A 19,105-nucleotide genomic window follows, 5' to 3' on the forward strand; every position below is an offset into this window, starting at 1 on the left:
TTTACAAAAATCATGCCTTACAATATGAGAAATTTTAGCCGTTATTTATGTATCATTCTTTTATTTTTCTCCCTGAATACTCTGTTTTCTCAAAAAGGAAAATTTGAAATTAAACATGGGAGTTTTTTCTTAAATGATAAACCATTTACAGTGTATTCCGGAGAAATGCATTATCCGCGAGTTCCGTCAGAATATTGGAAGCATCGGTTGGAGATGATGAAAGCAATGGGTTTAAATACAGTTACTACTTATGTATTTTGGAATTACCATGAAGAGGCCCCGGGAAAATGGAATTTTTCTGGCGAAAAGGATCTGAGAAAGTTTATAAAAACAGCACAAGAAGTTGGTTTATATGTTATTATTCGGCCAGGACCTTATGTTTGTGCTGAGTGGGAATTTGGTGGATATCCTTGGTGGCTGCAAAAAAACAAAGATCTTGAGATAAGAAGAGACAATAAAGCTTTTCTCGAAGAATGCCGGAAATATATTAATCAGTTGGCAAAGCAAATAGTCCCCTTGCAGATCAATAATGGTGGTCCAGTGATTATGGTCCAGGCTGAAAATGAATTTGGATCTTATGTCGCTCAAAGAAAAGATATTCCTCTCGAAGAGCACAGAAAATACAGCCATAAGATAAAAGAGATGCTTTTGAACAGCGGAGTTTCGGTTCCGTTATTTACTTCAGATGGAAGTTCGCTTTTTAAAGGTGGTTCTATTGAAGGAGCGATACCAACAGCAAACGGAGAAGGTGATATTGATATTTTAAAGAAAAGTATAAATGAATATAATGGAGGGCAAGGTCCTTACATGGTTGCCGAATATTACCCCGGATGGCTTGATCATTGGGCAGAACCCTTTGTTAAGGTTACTACAGAAGAAGTGGTAAAGCAAACAGAGACGTATATAAAAAACGGAATTTCTTTTAATTATTATATGATTCATGGCGGAACCAACTTTGGATTTACAAGCGGTGCAAATTACGATAAGAATCACGATATACAGCCGGATATTACAAGCTATGATTATGATGCTCCCATCAATGAAGCAGGATGGGCCACTCCAAAATATAATGCGCTGAGAGAAATTTTTCAAAAAATATATCAGAATACACTTCCTGATATTCCAAAGCCGATGAAGGTCATTACTATCCCCTCCATTAAATTTTCAAAAATAAATTGCATTTTTGATCTTACCAATCGTCAAAAACCTGTTGTGAGTGACAAACCACTCACCTTTGAAGATCTGAATATCGGAAACGGATATGTTCTCTACAGAAGAAAATTTGATAATGATAAGAAAGGTAAATTAGAAATAAAAGGATTACGTGATTATGCCAATATATACATCAATGGCAAATGGGAAGGAGAATTGAACAGGGTGAACAAAAAATATGATCTTGACATTGAAATTAAATCAGGGGACCGATTGGAGATTCTGGTTGAAAATATGGGCAGGATTAATTATGGAGCAGAGATTGTTAATAATTTAAAAGGAATTATCAGTCCGGTAAAAATCAACGGAACTGAAGTCTCCGGAAACTGGGAAATGCTTCCAATGCCTTTTGATACTTTTCCCAAACATACTTTTAAACAAAAACACATTGCCGTTCACTCACCCGTAATTCAGGAAGCTGAATTTACACTGGATGAAACAGGAGATACTTTTCTTGATATGAGAAATTTTGGAAAAGGAATTGTTTTTATCAATGGAAAAAATGCAGGAAGATACTGGAGTACTGCAGGCCCTCAACAAACACTTTACATTCCCGGGGTATGGTTGAAAAAAGGTAGAAACCTGATTCAGATCTTTGAGCAAATTAAATTTCATAATACAGTAAGCGGTATTGAGCATCCTATTCTTGATCAGCTTACGAAATAAAAATTAATTTTTAAATATAAGTTTAAATTTATTTGACTTTTCTTTAATTTATTGTAAAATAATTAAATTATTGTTGTTTTTAAAATGAAAAATTGATTAAATTTAATAACAGCTAAAAACTAAACCATAGCCGTAACTCAAATACTAATATTACCCGAAGGTGTAATTGATTTCAATTTGTTTTCTGTTGAAATTTGCTACAAACAAAATAAGTCATGAGTATTTCCATCGCCATAGTAGAAGACGAAAAAAACTACAACAACGCGTTGAAGAAAGTAATCAATTACCAAGATGATATGAAGGTAATTGCTCAGTTCTTTGATGGAAATGATGCCATGCAAAACCTTCCTGCTATCTCCCCCGATGTCGTGATGATGGATATCCAGTTGCAGGATATGCTCGGAATTGAAATCATAGAAAAACTGCGAAAAGAAATGCCGAATACACAGTTCATTATGTGTACCAGTTTTGAGGAGGATGAAAAGATCTTTAATTCTTTAAAAGCTGGTGCGATGGGCTATCTAGTAAAAGGAGAAAGTATGGACAAGATCCTCTCATCTATCCGGGATGTTTACCAGGGTGGAGCTCCTATGAGTTTTTCCATTGCCAGAAAAGTTCTCAAACATTTTGAAAGAAAACTTCCGGAAATAAAAGGGTTTGATGAACTTACGGAGCGTGAAAAGGAAATTCTTGAACTTCTTTCTGAAGGACTTCTTTACAAAGAAATTGCAGACCAAAAATGTATCAGCATTGATACCGTAAAAAAACACGTTGGAAATATCTACAGAAAACTTCACGTAAATAATAAAGTGGAGGCTATTAATAAGTTTAACCAATCAAAAAACTAAGAAATCATGAACACAAAAGAAACAGAAAGAATGGCATCATCTCAAATGTCTTTATCTAAGGCAAGAAATTTTGGTACAGAAATGATAAAAATACCAAGATTAATAGCTGATAGGATGAAAGAAAAATTTAGACTAAATATTGCTCCTGTCTTTAGAGGTAAAAACGTTGGTTTTAAAGAAACTTACGCTTTAAGTTTAGACAATTTGGAAGATATGCTGTGGGTTGTAGAGAAAGACGAAGATTCTTACAATCATATTAGAATATATTTTACTCATTATAAGGATGAGTTTAGTGGGAGCTATTCTCAGTTGAATGGATTTGAAAATTCTTTGTGTCTCATGTATTCGAGAGCAATGGATAGAACTGAATTGAATGAGTACAATGCGATATACTCATCATATAATCAAGTTCATGTAAGAAAAGCAGACTTTGATGTGGTAAAGCAAAAATTTGAAGCTGTATTTCAGTCACTAGTTGGAGGTATAACAACTCAAGAGCAAGGATATACAAATTTTGTAATGATCCCCAGAATAGAGTTATTAGCATATTATTCTAAAATTGTGCTTTATAATAAATACCATAACGATAATAAAATTGTTACAGTTAATGTTTGCTTAGCGAGCACTTTAGATGCAGCAGAAATAAGAGCGCTGGAGACTTATGGTATTGAAAATGGTGAAATTGAGGTGTCTTCATTAGAAGTCAAAAAATTAATTGATAGAGCTTATTCGCCTAATCAGTTAACAGTAGTTTTTGATTCTATTGATGAAAGTAATAAAGTTGTGGATAATGTTTCAGATTATGATATGAACTCTCTTTGTCCAAATCAGTGTCCATGATTCTGAACTTAATTTATGAAATTGTTGTTTTGATAAGTTTTTTTTATTCATTATATATTGGATTAATTAAAAATAAATCCAAACAACAATTTTATTTTTTTTTATATCTATTGATGGTCATATTAATAGATATTATTCCTGTAAATATACATACTCTGATAGCATTTAATAGGAACCTGTTATTCACAGTTTATATTATTTTATCAATACTTTATTTTGGTTGTATTTACCAGATGAGTATAAAGAATAAAGTTTTTAGAGTTTTAAATCTTCTACTTTCCATAATTTTAATTTCCTTTATTTTTTACAAATCACAAATCCAGAATGTTGAGAAATTAGAGTTTATTTCCATTATAAGTCTTCCTGTCTTTTTTATTTTTATTTCAATATCATGGTATATTTTTAAACTGAAAAATGTAAACGAAAAGACTATTGTAAGTGATTTTTTATTTTGGATAAGTTCTGCCATTTTAATCTGGTCTGTAGTTTTTATTTTCAGGGCTATTCCCATGTATTTTCTTCAGGAAAATGATTCTGGTTTACTAAATTTCTTAATATCAGTTTTTTCTTTAATCAATATAGTAACGTATCTTTTATTTCTAGTAGGACTAATATTTGTTAATAATGAACCAACTTCCAGAAGAATTTAAATTTACTTACATACTTGCTGCTATCATAATGTTGTTCTTTGTAGGCTTCATTATTTTCGTCGTATTGATGTACAATCGAAAGCAGCTTTTATATCTCAAAGAACAACAGCTCAAAGAATCTGAGCACCAAAATCAGCTTCTTCAGAAAGAACTCGAAAAACAAAAAATTCTTGAGCAGGAACGCGAACGTATTTCCCATGATATGCATGATGATCTGGGAGCCGGAATTTCTGCATTGAAACTACAGGCAGAATTTCTAAAGCAGAAAGCAGAAGATGATGATCTGCAAAGCGATATTGATGAACTTTTGAAAACCTCTGAAGAAATGAATATTTCTATGCGGGAAATGCTTTGGAGCCTGAACTCAGGAAATGATACATTAGGCAGTTTTATCGATTATGCGATATCATATACAGGAAATTTTTTAAAAAAAACAAAAATAGTGCTGCTTTCAGAATGTGAAGATATCACCGCAGAAACTTCCATTTCAACTGAAATGAGGCGTAATCTTTTTCTCTGTTTAAAAGAAGCTGTGAATAATGTATACAAACACAGTCATGCAAATACATTGAAACTTTCATTCTCACAGGAAAAAAATAGCTTTTCTATGAAAATATCAGATAACGGAGTCGGGATTTCTGACAACGAAAAAGAAGGAAATGGCCTCCGAAATATGAAAAGGAGAATGAATGAATTATCCGGTGAATGTCATATTTTATCCGAAAACCCCGGAACATGCCTGATTTTTAAAATAATAGTATAAAAACTACCCCTTTGTGTAATTGACTGGTGTGTTTTTTAGAGGGAAATTTGATCTATAAAAACTAAAAGCCATGAAAACTCTTATTAATGACAGTATTGGAGATTTGGAAGCTGCTTTAAAAAACAACACAGATCTTCAGGAAAAATTTAAGACTAATCCTATAGAAGCCTTAAAAAATGTGGAAATCCGAAATGGGAGAGGTACAGATTATTGGATCTATAGAATTATAGTCATTATGCTTGGTCTGGCAATTATTGGAATTATTGCAGGACTTATTCTTATTTCCGCATGGAGTAATGGGCAGCCCAAAGATAATCAGCTGGTAACAATCTTTGCAACCATTTCATCAGGAGCTATTGGAGCTTTGGCCGGCCTTTTATCTCCTACACCGAGAAAATAATAAACAAATAACTTTAAAAAACCAGATGCCATGAAAGCTGTAAAATCATCAAAAACCTTAAAATTTGACCTCGCAGATAATCAAGACGTATTTTTAGAAATCACTGTATCATCTACAGGCACCTGCAGTACTCTTGTCACTATTCCCGGAGTTAAAGAATTTGATTACGAAAAAAGAGAGAAAATAGGATCGTTTAGTGATCTTAAGGGAAAAACTATTGAAATTAATCATGAATTTTCTTTTGAAGGTATACCTAAGAAAAATTTAGATAATGCGATTCAGCAAACACAGATTACATACTCTCTTCTTAATGTAATTGGTCCTTTGCAACCTTTTAAAAAGAAAACAAGCAAAGATTTGGACAGTGAGGATAGGATCAGTTCTGTAAAATTTATAACCATTGAACATATTACCTTATGAAAAATTTTATTCTAATACTCATTTTCTTTCCTTTGGTCTTTTATGCACAGCAAAAAAAAGACATTAATATTGAGTTGAAAGAATTAGAAATTACAACAGCACCTTCTGTTGTACTTTTAGGAGTTTCCCCATCAGAGCTTGAAATTGTCAAATCAAAAAAAGCAATTGTTCTGAGTTTAGTAAATTCTTTTAAAAAAAGTGAAGGTATTCCAGACAGTTATGCTTTTGAAATTACTCCATTCTGGCTATTACCATCAAGTAATATGAATTCTTCTAAATATGCAGGATATAATACTGTAAAGGGAAGTGATAATGAAATGAAATATAAATGGAATGCTTTCAGTGAAGTTAAAAAAGCTTCATTTTCATTAGGATTTGTAAGAGATTTATCACTAGGCACCGGGGACGAAATGAAAAACCCTTCCTTTGCCTTCAGTGTTAGAAGTACTTTGATAAGAGTTCGGACAAGGAAGAATAAAGATTCAATACTGGCTCATGATGCTAGACTGAAAGGCGTTTTGAGTAATATCAACAAAGATTGGGTACATTCAAATGAACATAAATTATTAAGTGATTCATGTATGAGAGCTGGTGTTAAAGATGATGCCAAAGCAGAAATTTTTGAAAAAGGCAAAGCTCGTTTTAAGAAAAAATTTGCTGAAAAGTATAAAAGCTCAAAAGAAGCGGACTATTACAGGAATCTGCTGGAAGCACCACCTCTCATTTCTGCAGATTTTGCAGGAGGTTACAGTACTTTTTTCTCAGATAATAAATTTTCAAACAATCATTTTGGAAAATTAGGATTTTGGTTAACCTTAAATACAGGTTTTGATTTTGCTAAAAGTGATGAACCAAATGTAGAGAAAAGACTCAATTTCTACGGTATAGTCAGATATTTAGATGATGGAACAAATTTAGATGCTAATCAACAGTTCCTAAGAACAAAAAACTGTGATTTAGGTGGGAAAGCTGAATTTACCTATAAAAGGTTCTCTATTTCTTACGAATATATTTATCGTATTAATGATATCGAAAATACCTTTCGTTCCAGTGGCTTGATTGCTTATAAGGTTTCAGATAAAGTATACATCAATGCAGCCTTTGGGAAAAATTATGGAGAAAAAGATAATCTTATTTCATTTTTGGGCCTTAATTGGGGATTGGATTCTGAAAAGAAGAGTGTTTTTGTAGATCCTGCTGATGAAAAGAAAATTCAATAACTACATCATAACTTAGAAAAACCTTTTTGAATGTTCAAAAAGGTTTTTTGTTCCTTTTAAAGTTGGAATTATCATAATATAAATTAACGAAAATTTAACTTGGATTTATTTCAAAAAAATCCCTCGAAATACCCCTAAAAGTTAAATTTTGATTAAATTTGTCTAAACTAAAAAAAATAAAAAATGAGTGCAATTTCTTATATAGAAGCAAGACAGATTTTAGATTCCAGAGGTAACCCTACAATCGAAGTAGATGTATTTACAGAAAGCGGTGCAATGGGCCGTGCTGCTGTACCTTCAGGAGCATCTACAGGAGAACACGAAGCGGTAGAATTACGCGACGGTGGTTCAGAATATCAAGGGAAAGGAGTTCTGAAAGCTGTTGAAAATGTAAAAGAAGTAATTGCAGAGAATTTAGTTGGACAGCCGGTTTTTGAACAAAACTATATCGATCAGATTATGATTGATCTTGATGGAACGGCTAACAAAGGAAATCTTGGTGCTAATGCTATTCTTGGTGTTTCTTTAGCCGTAGCAAGAGCTGCAGCTGCGGAATTGGGAATGCCACTTTATAAATATGTAGGAGGAGTGAATGCTAATACACTTCCTGTTCCAATGATGAATGTAATTAATGGTGGATCTCACTCAGATGCTCCTATCGCATTCCAGGAATTTATGGTTATGCCGGTAAAAGCAGATTCTTTCTCTCATGCGTTGAGAAAAGGAACTGAGATTTTCCACAATCTTAAATCTATTCTTCATTCAAGAGGTCTATCTACTGCGGTAGGTGACGAAGGTGGTTTTGCTCCTACTTTCAAAGGAACTGAAGATGCTTTGGATACCTTACTTCAGGCGATCGAAAAAGCAGGATACAAGCCTGGTGATGACATCATGTTGGCATTAGACTGTGCTGCGTCAGAATTCTACAAAGACGGAGTTTATGATTACAGAAAATTCCAGACTCCGGATGCTGCTCAGTTTTCAAGCAGTGAGCAGGTTTCTTACCTTGCTGAACTGGCTGCTAAATATCCAATCATTTCTATTGAAGATGGTATGCAGGAAAATGACTGGGAAGGTTGGAAAATGTTAACTGATAAAATTGGTGACAGAGTACAGTTGGTAGGAGATGATTTATTTGTGACTAACGTAGAGAGATTATCAAGAGGAGTAAAAGAAAACATTGCAAACTCTATCCTTGTAAAAGTAAACCAGATTGGTTCCCTTTCTGAAACAATGGCAGCCGTACAAATGGCTCAGAACAACAAATTCACTTCAGTAATGTCTCACAGATCAGGAGAAACTGAAGATTCTACCATCGCTGATTTAGCAGTAGCAATGAACTGTGGACAGATCAAAACAGGTTCAGCTTCAAGATCAGACAGAATGGCAAAATACAACCAACTATTGAGAATAGAAGAAGCTTTAGGCGAAACTGCGATTTTCCCAGGATTGGAAGCTTTTAAAATCAAAAGATAATTAATCGAATTTATAAATAACGGCAAGCGAAATTTTTAGTTTGCCGTATTTTATGGAAAGTGGTATATTTAAAAAAAATAAATAAATAATGTCAGACAACAAAGTAATATTGAATTACGACGGTAATTCATATGAATATCCAATCGTGGATAGTACTATCGGAGACAGAGGGATTGATATTTCAAAATTAAGAGACCAGACAGGTTTGATCACTCTGGATTTAGGTTACAAAAATACAGGAGCTACTATTAGCGACATCACTTACTTAGACGGAGATAAAGGAGAATTATTCTACAGAGGTTATCCAATTGAGCAGATTGCTGAAAAATCTAACTTCACAGAAGTAATGTATCTTTTATTACATGGAGAATTACCTACTCAGGATCAGTTTACTTCATTCGACAACAATATTAAAAAATATAACTTCATCGCAGACGAAATGAAAAAGATCATTGATGTTTTTCCTCGTTCTGCTCACCCTATGGGAGTTTTATCTTCTTTAACTTCTGCTTTGACAGCTTTCAACCCGAAAGCAGTTAACGTAAACTCTAAAGAAGAAATGGATCACGCAGCTGAGCTGATGATCGCTAAGTTCTCTCACCTTTGTGCCTGGACTTACAGAAAAACTCAAGGTTTACCATTAAACCACGGTGATAACAACCTAAACTACGTAGAGAACTTCTACAAAATGGCGTTCAGATTACCAAACGCTGATTTCGAAATCGATCCGGTAGTTGTAAATGCTTTAGATAAATTATTAATCCTTCACGCAGACCACGAACAAAACTGTTCTACTTCTACAGTAAGAATGGTAGGTTCTGCTCACACAGGTCTTTTCGCTTCTATCTCTGCTGGGGTATCTGCACTTTGGGGACCACTTCACGGTGGTGCCAACCAGGCAGTAATCGAAATGCTTGAATTGATCGAGAAAGATGGTGGTGATGTATCTAAATATGTTGCTAAAGCTAAAGATAAAGCTGATAACTTCCGTCTAATGGGATTCGGACACAGAGTGTACAAAAACTTCGACCCAAGAGCGAAAATCATCAAGAAAGCTGCTGACGATATCCTTACAGCATTAGGTATTCAGGATAAAGCTCTTGACATTGCAATGCAGTTAGAAAGAGTTGCCCTTGAAGACGAGTACTTCGTAGAAAGAAAACTATATCCAAACGTAGACTTCTATTCAGGAATTATCTACAGAGCGTTAGGAATCCCTACAGAAATGTTTACAGTAATGTTTGCATTGGGAAGACTTCCGGGATGGATCTCTCAGTGGAAAGAAATGAGACTGAAAGGAGACCCTATCGGAAGACCAAGACAGGTTTACCAAGGTGCTCAGGAAAGAAACTACATCGACATTGCAAGCAGATAATATTTGCTTATACCATAAAAAATCCCAAAGCTTGCTTTGGGATTTTTTATTTAAAATGTTGCCTGAAAAAAATGAAATGATGCTCAATGGATTTTTTCCAATATTCTGTATTATGATTTCCCGGTTGAGAAATAAATGTAATGTGAGTTTTCAGACTATCGGCAATATCTCTAATTTCAATCGTGGAAGGATAAAGTATATCTTCCGTGCCGCAATCTATTAGAAAAGGATTTCCTTTATTATAAGCTTTTAAAAGTGTTGAAATATTATATTGACTCCATTCTTCCGGTGAACCTAATGTTTTGTTCAGATCATCAGTAATTCTGGTTGTATTAAAGAATTGTAAACTTGCATTTCGCATAACATTAGGATCTAACGAAAAGGCACCACTTGTACTTCCGGCAGTATTGAAATAATCCTGATGAAGCAAAAAATATCGGATAGCACCATATCCTCCCATGCTCAATCCACTGATGAAAACATTTTTTTTGTCGATGCTGAAATTTTTATGAACCTTGGGAACCAGCTCCTTAAAAAAGAAATCTTCAGCTCTTGACCCTTTATCATAAGGACTGTTTATATACCATGTTGTAAACCCATCCGGGCAGACAATAATCATTTTATATTGATCAGAAAATTTCTGAAGGTCTGTTGTTTGTGACCATTGACGATAATTTTGACTGTACCCATGCAGTAAATATACTAATGGATATTTCTCTTTCATATCATAGGTTTTAGGTTTGAAAATAAGTACCGTATCTGGTTTTGATATAAATCTGGATTTTAGAATCCATTTTTCCTGCGCTTTGAATAGTTGCAGGTTTATTAGGATGGCAATAATCAACAGAATGTTTTTTGTATACATAATTTTGTAATTTTGAGGTAAATTTCTGCAAGCTGTCTGTGAATTACAATAACGAACAAAATTGTGAGTGATCATTATGAGAAAAGAAACTTCAACCAATGCGGCAAACGAACAGTTTCTGTTCGGTATCTGTGAACTGAATTCTGCTGTAAGCATTATCAGCGGACGCTGGAAATCGCAGATTATTTATTCGATATCGGAAGGAAACAACAGGTTTCATCTTTTGAAGAAAGAATTACCTAATATTTCTGAACAGGTTTTAGGAAGACAGCTAAAGGAATTGGAAACCCATAAGATTATTATTAAAAAAGACATTCCCGATACTATTCCTTCCGGAATTGAGTATATACTGACAAACAAAGGCGAAGACCTTATCCCTATCCTGAAAAGCTTATGTGAATGGGGGAAAGAATATGAGAATGGGAAAGAAATAATGATCTGCAATATTTCTTAGAAAAACATATATGTTGCTGAAATTGAATCCAATAATTTGTTAATTTTGCTTTTATGAAATTATTGATATGCTCAGAACTGAATGATTGAATGACCAGACCTTATAATAAACTGCGAACTCAAATGTTTCATTATTTAAGAATAAATTAATTATCATGACTTTCGGACAACAGATGTTATTTTTCTTCAGTGCAGTAGGAGCATTCAACGGACTTCTGCTGGGAATTTATCTGTTGTTTGTTAAAAAACTGAAGTATCTGCCGGATTTTTTCCTGGGTCTTCTTCTTCTCATGCTAAGTTCAAGAGTAGGAATTTCCGTATGCATTTACTTTTATCCCGACTTGCCGAGAATTATCCCGCATTTGGGGCTTTCAGCCTTATTTTTCACCGGACCAGCTCTATATTACTATGTGAAATCTTCCTTTCAGCAAGACCAGTTTGATTGGAAAAACTGTCAGAAATGGTTTGGAATACTAACACTAACTTTAGGAGCTGTCGGTTTATTATATCTGCTTTTCCCTGTTACATGGGAACATTATTTTGGAACATTTATTTATACCGTTTGGTCTATATTTGTATTCCTTACAGTTTACCAGTACTATAACTTTTCAAAGCAAAACCATAAGAGCCCAAACAAATTTGTTCTTCCGGTACTGATCAGTAATGTGATTATCTTTTTGACTTATCAGTTGATTTCAACGGGTTGGGTACAGATATATTGTGCAGGAGGAAGTCTGGTATTTTCATTTGTACTGTATGCCAATTTTTTAATTCTATTCAATAAAAAATATCAGCAGCTTCCCGTAAAAGAAACAGAAAAATATTCCAATAAAAAGATTTCCGGAGAACAGGCGGGTAATTTTGTATCAAGATTACAAAGATTAATGGATACAGAGGGGCTCTATAAAAATCCGAATTTAAAACTGAGTGATCTTGCTTCAAGAATGAATATGTCAACTCACCAGCTTTCCCAATTGCTGAATGATAACTTGGGAAAAAGTTTTTCTACCTGCATTAATGAATACAGGATCAATGAAGCCTGTGAAATGATAGAAAACGGATCTTATTTAAAGATTGAGGAGATTGGCTATGAAGTAGGATTTAATTCCAAGTCAACTTTCTTTTCAACTTTCAAGAAAATTAAAAATACAACCCCTCTTTTGTATAAACAGACTCAAACCCTTACTGAGCCTAGGTTTCAGAGTTCAAATTTATAATTCAGTACTGCGGAATTTCAATTTCAAAACCGCTTTTTTACGACAAGCCGATACTTTTGATTTCATAAAATTTAAAATCTATGATCATCAAATTGTGGCTTTTGTTATTCCTGCTGTTTCTCTCCATTTTTGGTAAAGCACAGGAAATTGTAAAAAATAAATTTTCGGATTCTCTGACTCAGGTAAGATCTTCCACCACAACTATTTCTGAAGTCATTCTTCAATCAGCTCCGCGAAAGATGAAATTAAATGATGGAAACCTGATAGTATCTGTTGCCGGAAACAGAGACTTTAAAACCTCTACCCATCTTCTTGATGTTTTAAGAAAAACACCCGGCGTTACAGTAGACCAGGAAGACGGAATTTTTATTGGCGGAAGAATTGCTCCGGCTGTTCTTATCGATGGAAAACCTGTTGTGATGAACAATCAGGAATTGCAGGCCTATTTGCGGTCTTTATCTCCAGATATGGTGGAATCTGTAGAAGTGAATACCAATCCGTCTTCAAAATATGATGCCGAATTTAAAGGGATCATTGATATTAAATTAAAAAAGAATATCAGTCTCGGCTGGAAAGTAAGCTATAATGGTAATGTGTATATCAATAAATTCAATTACAGGGAAAATGCATTCAATACATCTTATCATACGGGAAAAGTTACATACAGCCTTCAGGCAGGTTATAATGAAGGGATTTCTACCTATCGTTATCAGGCTTTGCAGCGGCTGGCAAATACCAATATTATGCGTACCCACACCTACCAGGAAGATTTTGGGAAGATGTATAATATTCAGGCTGGAGCTGATTTCAGAATGAATGATAAAAACAGACTTGGAGTCAATCTGAGAGGTAATTTCAGGGATAATGACCGTACACGGGACGGCTCTCTTTTTACTACCGATAAAAATGAAACCCAGACAGTATTGAATACCGCCAGTGAAAATCCCACCCGTTATTCACAGGATAATTATGGAATTACCACCGATTATTCTTTTCAAAACAAAGGATTTAAAATCAGTTTTTTAGGAAACTATCTTTCAGTTAAAAATAAACAGAATGATGATTTTATCAATAGAGATAAGGCTACATTAAATCTTCTGTCTTACTGGAAATCTGATTTGATTAATAAAATTAATATCTATACTGCACAGATAGATGCTTCACAGAAAATTAATCATGTAGATCTTGAAGCAGGATTCAAATACAGCAGTTCAGACACTCAAAACAATATCAGGTATGATACATTGTCTGTCGGAAATCAGTTTGTCTTTGATCCTGCGAGAAGTAATGTGTTTTCATATAAAGAAAAAATCTGGGCAGGTTATCTGGCCTACAGACAGAAAATAGGAAGTTTACAGATCAATGCAGGACTAAGATTTGAAAATACCAACAGTATTTCCAATGCAGTTACCGTGGATTCCGTTGTTGCAAGAAACTATCTGAAATGGCTTCCGTCGTTAAGTGCAAATTATACTTTTAACAAGTCCAGTGAACTTTCTCTTTCTTACAGCAGGAAAATAACTAGACCGGTTTTCTCTCAGCTTAATCCGTTCCGGTTTTATTTCAGTCCGCTAAATTACTGGATAGGGAATCCTTATCTGCTTCCTTCCTTTACAAATCAGATCAAAGCAACCTATCGCTATAAAAACTGGATCACCAGCTTTACAGTTGGAAAAGAAAAAGATGTGATGACACGTTATCCACTGTACAATCCGGAAACAAATGTATTGGAGTATCTGGGAACGAATCTTCCGTACAGGAACTTTGCTGTTTTGGAAACCAGCTTTCCAGTCAGAATTACAAAATGGTGGAATATTACCAGCCAGATCACAGGATATTATAATGATGAATTCAGGCCTTATCTGGATGAGGTTTTTGCATTGAAAATTTACAATTTTGAAGTAAGGCTAAACCAGGTGTTTTCCCTTCCAAAAGGATTTACCGTAAACGTATTTGCTAACTATGAATCAAAAACGGGGAACAGCCTTTACATTATCAAACCAAGGTATACCGTAGAGGTATCAGTGCAAAAGTCGTGGTTTGATAATCAACTAAACACTAAATTGGGTTTTAATAATCTCCTGGATTCCTATGAGCAACGACTGGAATTCCGGCACAAAAAGATTATGGATAATCGTTTTACCCATTGGTGGGATAGCAGCCGATTGGTATTTTCACTCAGTTATACTATAGGAAGTTCAAAATATCAGGTTAAAGAAACCCAGAAGACAGAAGAAGAAAACAGAACGAGATAAGAAAGCCTGCTTGAAAAAGCAGACTTTCGTTTTTATTATGGACATTGACATCTGTCGCATGTCCAGATATAACAATTTCCTGCATCATCCCACTCGCAGCATCTTCTGCCTGTTGAGATTGGAGCACCTCCCATTACAGATTTTTGTTGATCTCTTCCTAATTTTTGTGCATTTTTAAGCACTGGATTGTTCTTGTTCATAACTTTGATTTTTGGTGTTAATAGTTAAGTTTTATGGATTATAATTTCGCGAAAATTATATCACTAATATAGGAAATTAAATAATAGAATTATCTGTTTTTTTGTTCTTATGTAGATGGAAAATAGTAAGTTGTAGATGTTTTTGGAGCTATTCACTACAGTTGGCTTTACAGACAAGGAAATTTTGTTGAAGGGTGCTGATTTTGGAGATCAAATTTAATGCATAAAATAATCCAAAAGTTTTACAGATAGAGACCTTTACTTATATTTGTAGTATTGCATAAATCTTTATGAGACTAAACATTAAAAACGAAACGGGTAGGCTGAAGTCAGTAGTTCTAGGCCAGCCTAATTCACTGGGAGCAGTTCCCACACTAGAGGAAAGTTATGACGCAAAGTCATATTACTCAATCGAACACAACATTTATCCTAAAGAAGAGGATATTATCAATGAAATGAACGCTTTTGAAGCAGTTCTGAAAAAGTATGACGTTGAAGTACTGCGTCCAAGTATCATCAAAGATTACAACCAGGTTTTCTCAAGAGATGTGGCCTTTGTGATTGACGATAAGATGGTCATTTCCAATGTGATCGCGGACAGAGCAGACGAGCAGGAAGCATACAAAAGCGTTTTTGAGAAAGTAGCATGGAGAAAGATCATCAACCTTCCGGAAACAGCTCATATTGAAGGAGGAGATGTGATCGTATGGAATGATTTTATTTTTATCGGAACCTGTTTCAGCGAAGATTACAGAAACTACAAGACAGCAAGAACAAACGAATACGCCATTGAAATCTTAAAAGAATATTTTCCAAAGAAGAGAATTATTGACCTGGAGCTGAAGAAAAACGATAAAGTTCCGTTTGAAGGTATTCTGCATCTGGATTGTACATTCAATCCCGTAGGAGAAGACAAATGTATCATTTATAAAAACGGATTCGTTGATGAAAGTGACTACCGCTTGATTATCGATATTTTCGGAGAAGAAAACTGTTTCCATATCAATGACGAAGAAATGTTTGAAATGTTCCCGAATATCTTCTCAATTGCACCAGATGTGGTAGTTTCAGACAAAGCATTCACAAGAATGAATGACCATTTGAGAAACGTATGGGGAATGACCGTTGAAGAAATCCCTTACAGAGAAATCTCTAAAATGGGTGGTTTGTTGAGATGCTCTACAATGCCGCTTGTGAGAGAATAATGGAGTAGGAGTGGTTTAGGGTTTGAGAGTGGGAGAGTTGTAGTCTTTCAATCTTCAATCTTTTAATTTTTTAAATCAAAAACAATGCAAACAACAGATACAGTATTAATGATAGAACCGATTGCATTCGGTTACAACGCTGAGACAGCAAAAAACAATTACTTTCAGGTAGAACAGACAGGTTCCGATATCCAGTCAAAAGCTTTGGCTGAGTTCAATACCTTTGTTGGAAAGTTGAGAGGTAAAGGAATTAATGTGATCACAATAAAAGATACATTAGATCCTCATACTCCTGACTCTATTTTCCCAAATAACTGGGTAAGCTTCCATAAAGATGGGAAGGTGGTTTTATATCCGATGTTCGCTTCCAACAGAAGAGTAGAAAGAAGAGATGATATTATTGAAAGTATCAAAGAACAGGGATTTGAAGTTGCTGAAATTGATGACTGGTCTTTTCCTGAAACTCAGGGACATTTCCTGGAAGGGACAGGAAGTATGATTTTCGATCACGATAACAAAATTGCTTATGGCTCTGTTTCTTTGAGACTGGATGAAAAACTGTTCAGAGAATTCTGTGCAAAATTCGGATTCACTCCGGTTGTGTTTCATTCATTCCAGACGGTAGGTACAGAAAGGCTTCCTATCTATCACACCAATGTAATGATGTGTGTGGCAGATAAGTTTGTCGTAATCTGTCTTGATTGTATTGATGATGAACTGGAAAGAGAAAAAGTAGTTGAAACTATTAAAGGTTCCGGAAAAGAAATCATCGAAATTTCAGAAGAGCAGATGCAGCAGTTTGCAGGAAATATGCTTCAGGTTCAGAATAAAGATGGTGAAAAATTCCTGGTAATGAGCCAGACAGCTTACCAGTCTTTAACTACAGAACAAGTTGAAGCTATTGAAAAATACTGCGAAATTATCTATTCAGACCTGAATACCATTGAAGTAAATGGAGGAGGAAGTGCAAGATGTATGCTTGCTGAGGTTTTTCTTCCAAAAAAATAATATATTTACGAAAAAATTAATTGAACCCATTATCAAGTAAAGGTTTACATATTCTTCTGACTTTGGAAACAGAGTCAGAAGATTTGTTATTAGACAGCAAAGGTTTTCTGGCGTTTACAGAAGAAATTCTGAAGACAAAAGATGTAGAAATTGTAGGAGTAACCAATCATATTTTTGAGAATGATAGCTTTACTTCCGCAGTGATCCTTAAAGAGTCTCACCTTTGTATCCACACGTGGCCGGAATTTAAACAGCTTACTTTTGATGTTTTCCTTTGTAATTATACACAGGACAATACCACAAAAGTAGAGCAGATTGCAGATGAAGTGGTTCAGTATTTTAAAGCTAATACCATTCAAAAACACAAAATTTACAGATAAAAATGTACTATGTCTGCCCAGCATGCGAATCAGAAAATAAATTAGATCTCACTTTTCCTGTTGAAGAATATGTTTGTAAAACCTGTTCCCATCTCATCGATGTTGCCGGAAACAAACAAATCAAACATTTGAAAGTCCCGACAGAAAACGTTGTCTTGGACGTCGGACAGAAAGGAGAAATTGACGGTGTAGAATATACGGTCGTTGCAATTACTGTCAAAAAATACGGAAACAGTATTTTCTGGCGGGAATATTCTTTAAAAGACAGCAAAGGAGGTGATGCTTTCCTGAGTGAAAGTGACGGACATTGGGTTTTCCTGACCTCAATGCACCCTGATGATTTTAAAGGTAAAAATTCAAAATTACCAACCTACCTCGGACGAACTTATCGCTGGTATGAAAATACTCAATGCAGTATCGATTCGGCAGCTGGATTTTTTGATGAACATCTGGACTTCAGTATTGCTACTTATAAAGAATACGTCAACGGAACCCGTATGATCTCTCAGGAGAAGACCAGTAAAAAAAGCCAGTATTTCTATGGAGTTCATATTTCAAAATATGATGTGAAAAGAGCTTTTAAAATAGCTCATATGCCTTATTATACGGGCGTTGGGATTGTTCAGCCTTATTATTTCGATATGAGACAGGCGGTGAACATCTTTTGTATCGCTGCATTAATGATATGTCTGTGTCAGCTATATGTTTACACATCAAGAACTAACGAAACTGTTTTTACGGAGACCATCAATTTTACAGATGTAAAAGATAAGGAATTGGTCAGTAAAAGTTTTACCCTTTCAGGAGGCTCAGCACCATTAAAAGTTAATGCTTTTTCCGGAGTTGATAATTCCTGGGCGAATATCCAGCTGAGTCTTGTGAATGAAAAGACTAATGAAATTATCTATACCTCCAAAGATATCGAACAATATCATGGTTACGAAGATGGAGAAAGCTGGTCAGAAGGAAGTCAGTCCGAAGACTTTAACCTTTGTGGAGTAAGTTCTGGGCAGTATCACTTTCTTATTTCTGCAGAGAAAGATGGCGCTTTACCTGCCTTTTCCAATCTTCAGTCTCCGGATTCAAAGGTGATCATATCTCGGGATAAATCGGGAACTGTCGAGATCAATGATCTGCTTAAGGGCCAGACCACAAGCTTTACAGATGGAAAAACACTGGAAAAAGATACATCAGAAGTTGCGAGACTTGCTAAAACGTCTTTCGGGACTCAAAAGCTGGATTCCCTGATTAATGCTGAAGCACCTAAACTCACTACAGATCCCATTTCAAGCAATACCTATGTACAACTCAAAGCAACCTGGCTTCCCGTTTCATTCTGGAACTTCGGATTTATTTTATTCATAATGATTGTTCTCTTTGTAGCTATGTGGATAGGGAGACATTTCTTTAATGTGAATAAATGGAAGAATAGCTCAAACACTCCTTATCCCACATCATGATGACTAATATTTTAAACTATATAAGACAAAACTGGATACTCTGCATGATCGGAGGACTTTTCATGACCTGGTTTGTATACCTTACTTATCAGGGAAATCAGGTCTGCGACTGTGCCAAGACGGAAACATACCGTGACGGAACTACAAGAAGTCATTCCAGAGTAGGATTCTACAGATACTATCACAAATAAA

General features: G+C 34.9%; 20 protein-coding genes. 17 read left to right on the forward strand and 3 right to left on the reverse strand.

Annotated elements, in window-relative coordinates:
- Window positions 1-24 precede the first annotated feature (24 nt).
- The 3 genes from LC457_RS03100 (at window position 25) to LC457_RS03110 (ending at window position 3,566) form a co-directional block, all read left to right on the forward strand.
- Entirely contained in the window at window positions 25-1,878 is a 1,854-nt protein-coding gene (locus LC457_RS03100; RefSeq protein WP_223598548.1) for a beta-galactosidase family protein, read from the forward strand.
- A gap of 215 nt (window positions 1,879-2,093) precedes the next feature.
- Entirely contained in the window at window positions 2,094-2,726 is a 633-nt protein-coding gene (locus LC457_RS03105; RefSeq protein WP_223598549.1) for a response regulator transcription factor, read from the forward strand.
- A 6-nt stretch (window positions 2,727-2,732) separates the two neighbouring features.
- A complete protein-coding gene (locus tag LC457_RS03110; protein ID WP_223598550.1) occupies window positions 2,733-3,566 on the forward strand; it encodes a hypothetical protein in 834 nt (277 codons plus the stop codon).
- Between the two features lie 304 nt (window positions 3,567-3,870).
- Here LC457_RS03110 and LC457_RS03115 read toward each other — a convergent pair whose 3' ends face one another.
- The gene (locus LC457_RS03115) at window positions 3,871-4,077 is read right to left on the reverse strand and encodes a hypothetical protein (RefSeq protein ID WP_223598551.1); all 207 of its coding nucleotides are present in this window, start codon (window positions 4,075-4,077) and stop codon (window positions 3,871-3,873) included.
- Between the two features lie 113 nt (window positions 4,078-4,190).
- Here LC457_RS03115 and LC457_RS03120 point away from each other — a divergent pair, with 113 nt between their 5' ends.
- The 6 genes from LC457_RS03120 (at window position 4,191) to LC457_RS03145 (ending at window position 9,870) form a co-directional block, all read left to right on the forward strand.
- The gene (locus tag LC457_RS03120; protein WP_223598552.1) at window positions 4,191-4,979 is read left to right on the forward strand and encodes a sensor histidine kinase; all 789 of its coding nucleotides are present in this window, start codon (window positions 4,191-4,193) and stop codon (window positions 4,977-4,979) included.
- Window positions 4,980-5,049: 70 nt separating this feature from the next.
- Window positions 5,050-5,379 carry a hypothetical protein gene (locus LC457_RS03125; RefSeq protein ID WP_223598553.1) on the forward strand — a complete coding sequence of 110 codons (330 nt, stop codon included), beginning with the start codon at window positions 5,050-5,052 and terminating at the stop codon, window positions 5,377-5,379.
- Between the two features lie 30 nt (window positions 5,380-5,409).
- Complete coding sequence (locus LC457_RS03130; RefSeq protein ID WP_223598554.1) at window positions 5,410-5,799, forward strand: hypothetical protein; 390 nt, start codon at window positions 5,410-5,412, stop codon at window positions 5,797-5,799.
- Window positions 5,796-7,019, forward strand: a complete 1,224-nt coding sequence (locus tag LC457_RS03135) for a hypothetical protein (RefSeq protein ID WP_223598555.1) — start codon at window positions 5,796-5,798, stop codon at window positions 7,017-7,019. The genes LC457_RS03130 and LC457_RS03135 overlap by 4 nt, the downstream gene beginning before the upstream one ends.
- 183 nt (window positions 7,020-7,202) lie before the next feature.
- Entirely contained in the window at window positions 7,203-8,495 is a 1,293-nt protein-coding gene (gene eno, locus LC457_RS03140; RefSeq protein ID WP_223598556.1) for a phosphopyruvate hydratase, read from the forward strand.
- 88 nt (window positions 8,496-8,583) lie between these two features.
- Window positions 8,584-9,870 carry a citrate synthase gene (locus LC457_RS03145; RefSeq protein WP_047427632.1) on the forward strand — a complete coding sequence of 429 codons (1,287 nt, stop codon included), beginning with the start codon at window positions 8,584-8,586 and terminating at the stop codon, window positions 9,868-9,870.
- 46 nt (window positions 9,871-9,916) lie between these two features.
- Here the strand turns inward: LC457_RS03145 and LC457_RS03150 are convergent, their stop codons facing one another.
- Window positions 9,917-10,735, reverse strand: a complete 819-nt coding sequence (locus tag LC457_RS03150; RefSeq protein WP_223598557.1) for an alpha/beta hydrolase family protein — start codon at window positions 10,733-10,735, stop codon at window positions 9,917-9,919.
- A 76-nt stretch (window positions 10,736-10,811) separates the two neighbouring features.
- Between LC457_RS03150 and LC457_RS03155 the strand changes: the two genes are divergently transcribed.
- From LC457_RS03155 to LC457_RS03165, 3 genes are all read left to right on the forward strand, one after another.
- Entirely contained in the window at window positions 10,812-11,189 is a 378-nt protein-coding gene (locus tag LC457_RS03155) for a helix-turn-helix domain-containing protein (RefSeq protein WP_223598558.1), read from the forward strand.
- Between the two features lie 154 nt (window positions 11,190-11,343).
- Window positions 11,344-12,405 (forward strand): AraC family transcriptional regulator, encoded by a 1,062-nt coding sequence (locus tag LC457_RS03160; protein ID WP_223598559.1) that lies wholly within the window; start codon window positions 11,344-11,346, stop codon window positions 12,403-12,405.
- 80 nt (window positions 12,406-12,485) lie between these two features.
- The gene (locus LC457_RS03165) at window positions 12,486-14,660 is read left to right on the forward strand and encodes a TonB-dependent receptor domain-containing protein (RefSeq protein ID WP_223598560.1); all 2,175 of its coding nucleotides are present in this window, start codon (window positions 12,486-12,488) and stop codon (window positions 14,658-14,660) included.
- A gap of 35 nt (window positions 14,661-14,695) precedes the next feature.
- On the opposite strand, the gene LC457_RS03170 is transcribed toward LC457_RS03165, so the two are convergent.
- A complete protein-coding gene (locus LC457_RS03170; RefSeq protein WP_156121335.1) occupies window positions 14,696-14,860 on the reverse strand; it encodes a hypothetical protein in 165 nt (54 codons plus the stop codon).
- Window positions 14,861-15,150: 290 nt separating this feature from the next.
- Here LC457_RS03170 and LC457_RS03175 point away from each other — a divergent pair, with 290 nt between their 5' ends.
- The 5 genes from LC457_RS03175 (at window position 15,151) to LC457_RS03195 (ending at window position 19,104) form a co-directional block, all read left to right on the forward strand.
- Window positions 15,151-16,065, forward strand: a complete 915-nt coding sequence (locus tag LC457_RS03175; RefSeq protein WP_223598561.1) for a dimethylarginine dimethylaminohydrolase family protein — start codon at window positions 15,151-15,153, stop codon at window positions 16,063-16,065.
- An 84-nt stretch (window positions 16,066-16,149) separates the two neighbouring features.
- A complete protein-coding gene (ctlX, locus tag LC457_RS03180; RefSeq protein ID WP_223598562.1) occupies window positions 16,150-17,073 on the forward strand; it encodes a citrulline utilization hydrolase CtlX in 924 nt (307 codons plus the stop codon).
- 20 nt (window positions 17,074-17,093) lie between these two features.
- Window positions 17,094-17,453, forward strand: a complete 360-nt coding sequence (locus LC457_RS03185; protein WP_223598563.1) for an S-adenosylmethionine decarboxylase family protein — start codon at window positions 17,094-17,096, stop codon at window positions 17,451-17,453.
- A 2-nt stretch (window positions 17,454-17,455) separates the two neighbouring features.
- On the forward strand, window positions 17,456-18,913 hold the full coding sequence (locus tag LC457_RS03190) for a DUF4178 domain-containing protein (RefSeq protein ID WP_223598564.1): 1,458 nt from the start codon (window positions 17,456-17,458) through the stop codon (window positions 18,911-18,913).
- A complete protein-coding gene (locus LC457_RS03195; protein ID WP_223598565.1) occupies window positions 18,910-19,104 on the forward strand; it encodes a hypothetical protein in 195 nt (64 codons plus the stop codon). The genes LC457_RS03190 and LC457_RS03195 overlap by 4 nt, the downstream gene beginning before the upstream one ends.
- Window position 19,105: the final 1 nt, after the last annotated feature.

The sequence above is a fragment of the Chryseobacterium sp. GVT01B genome, from assembly GCF_019970045.1.
Lineage (GTDB): Bacteria > Bacteroidota > Bacteroidia > Flavobacteriales > Weeksellaceae > Chryseobacterium.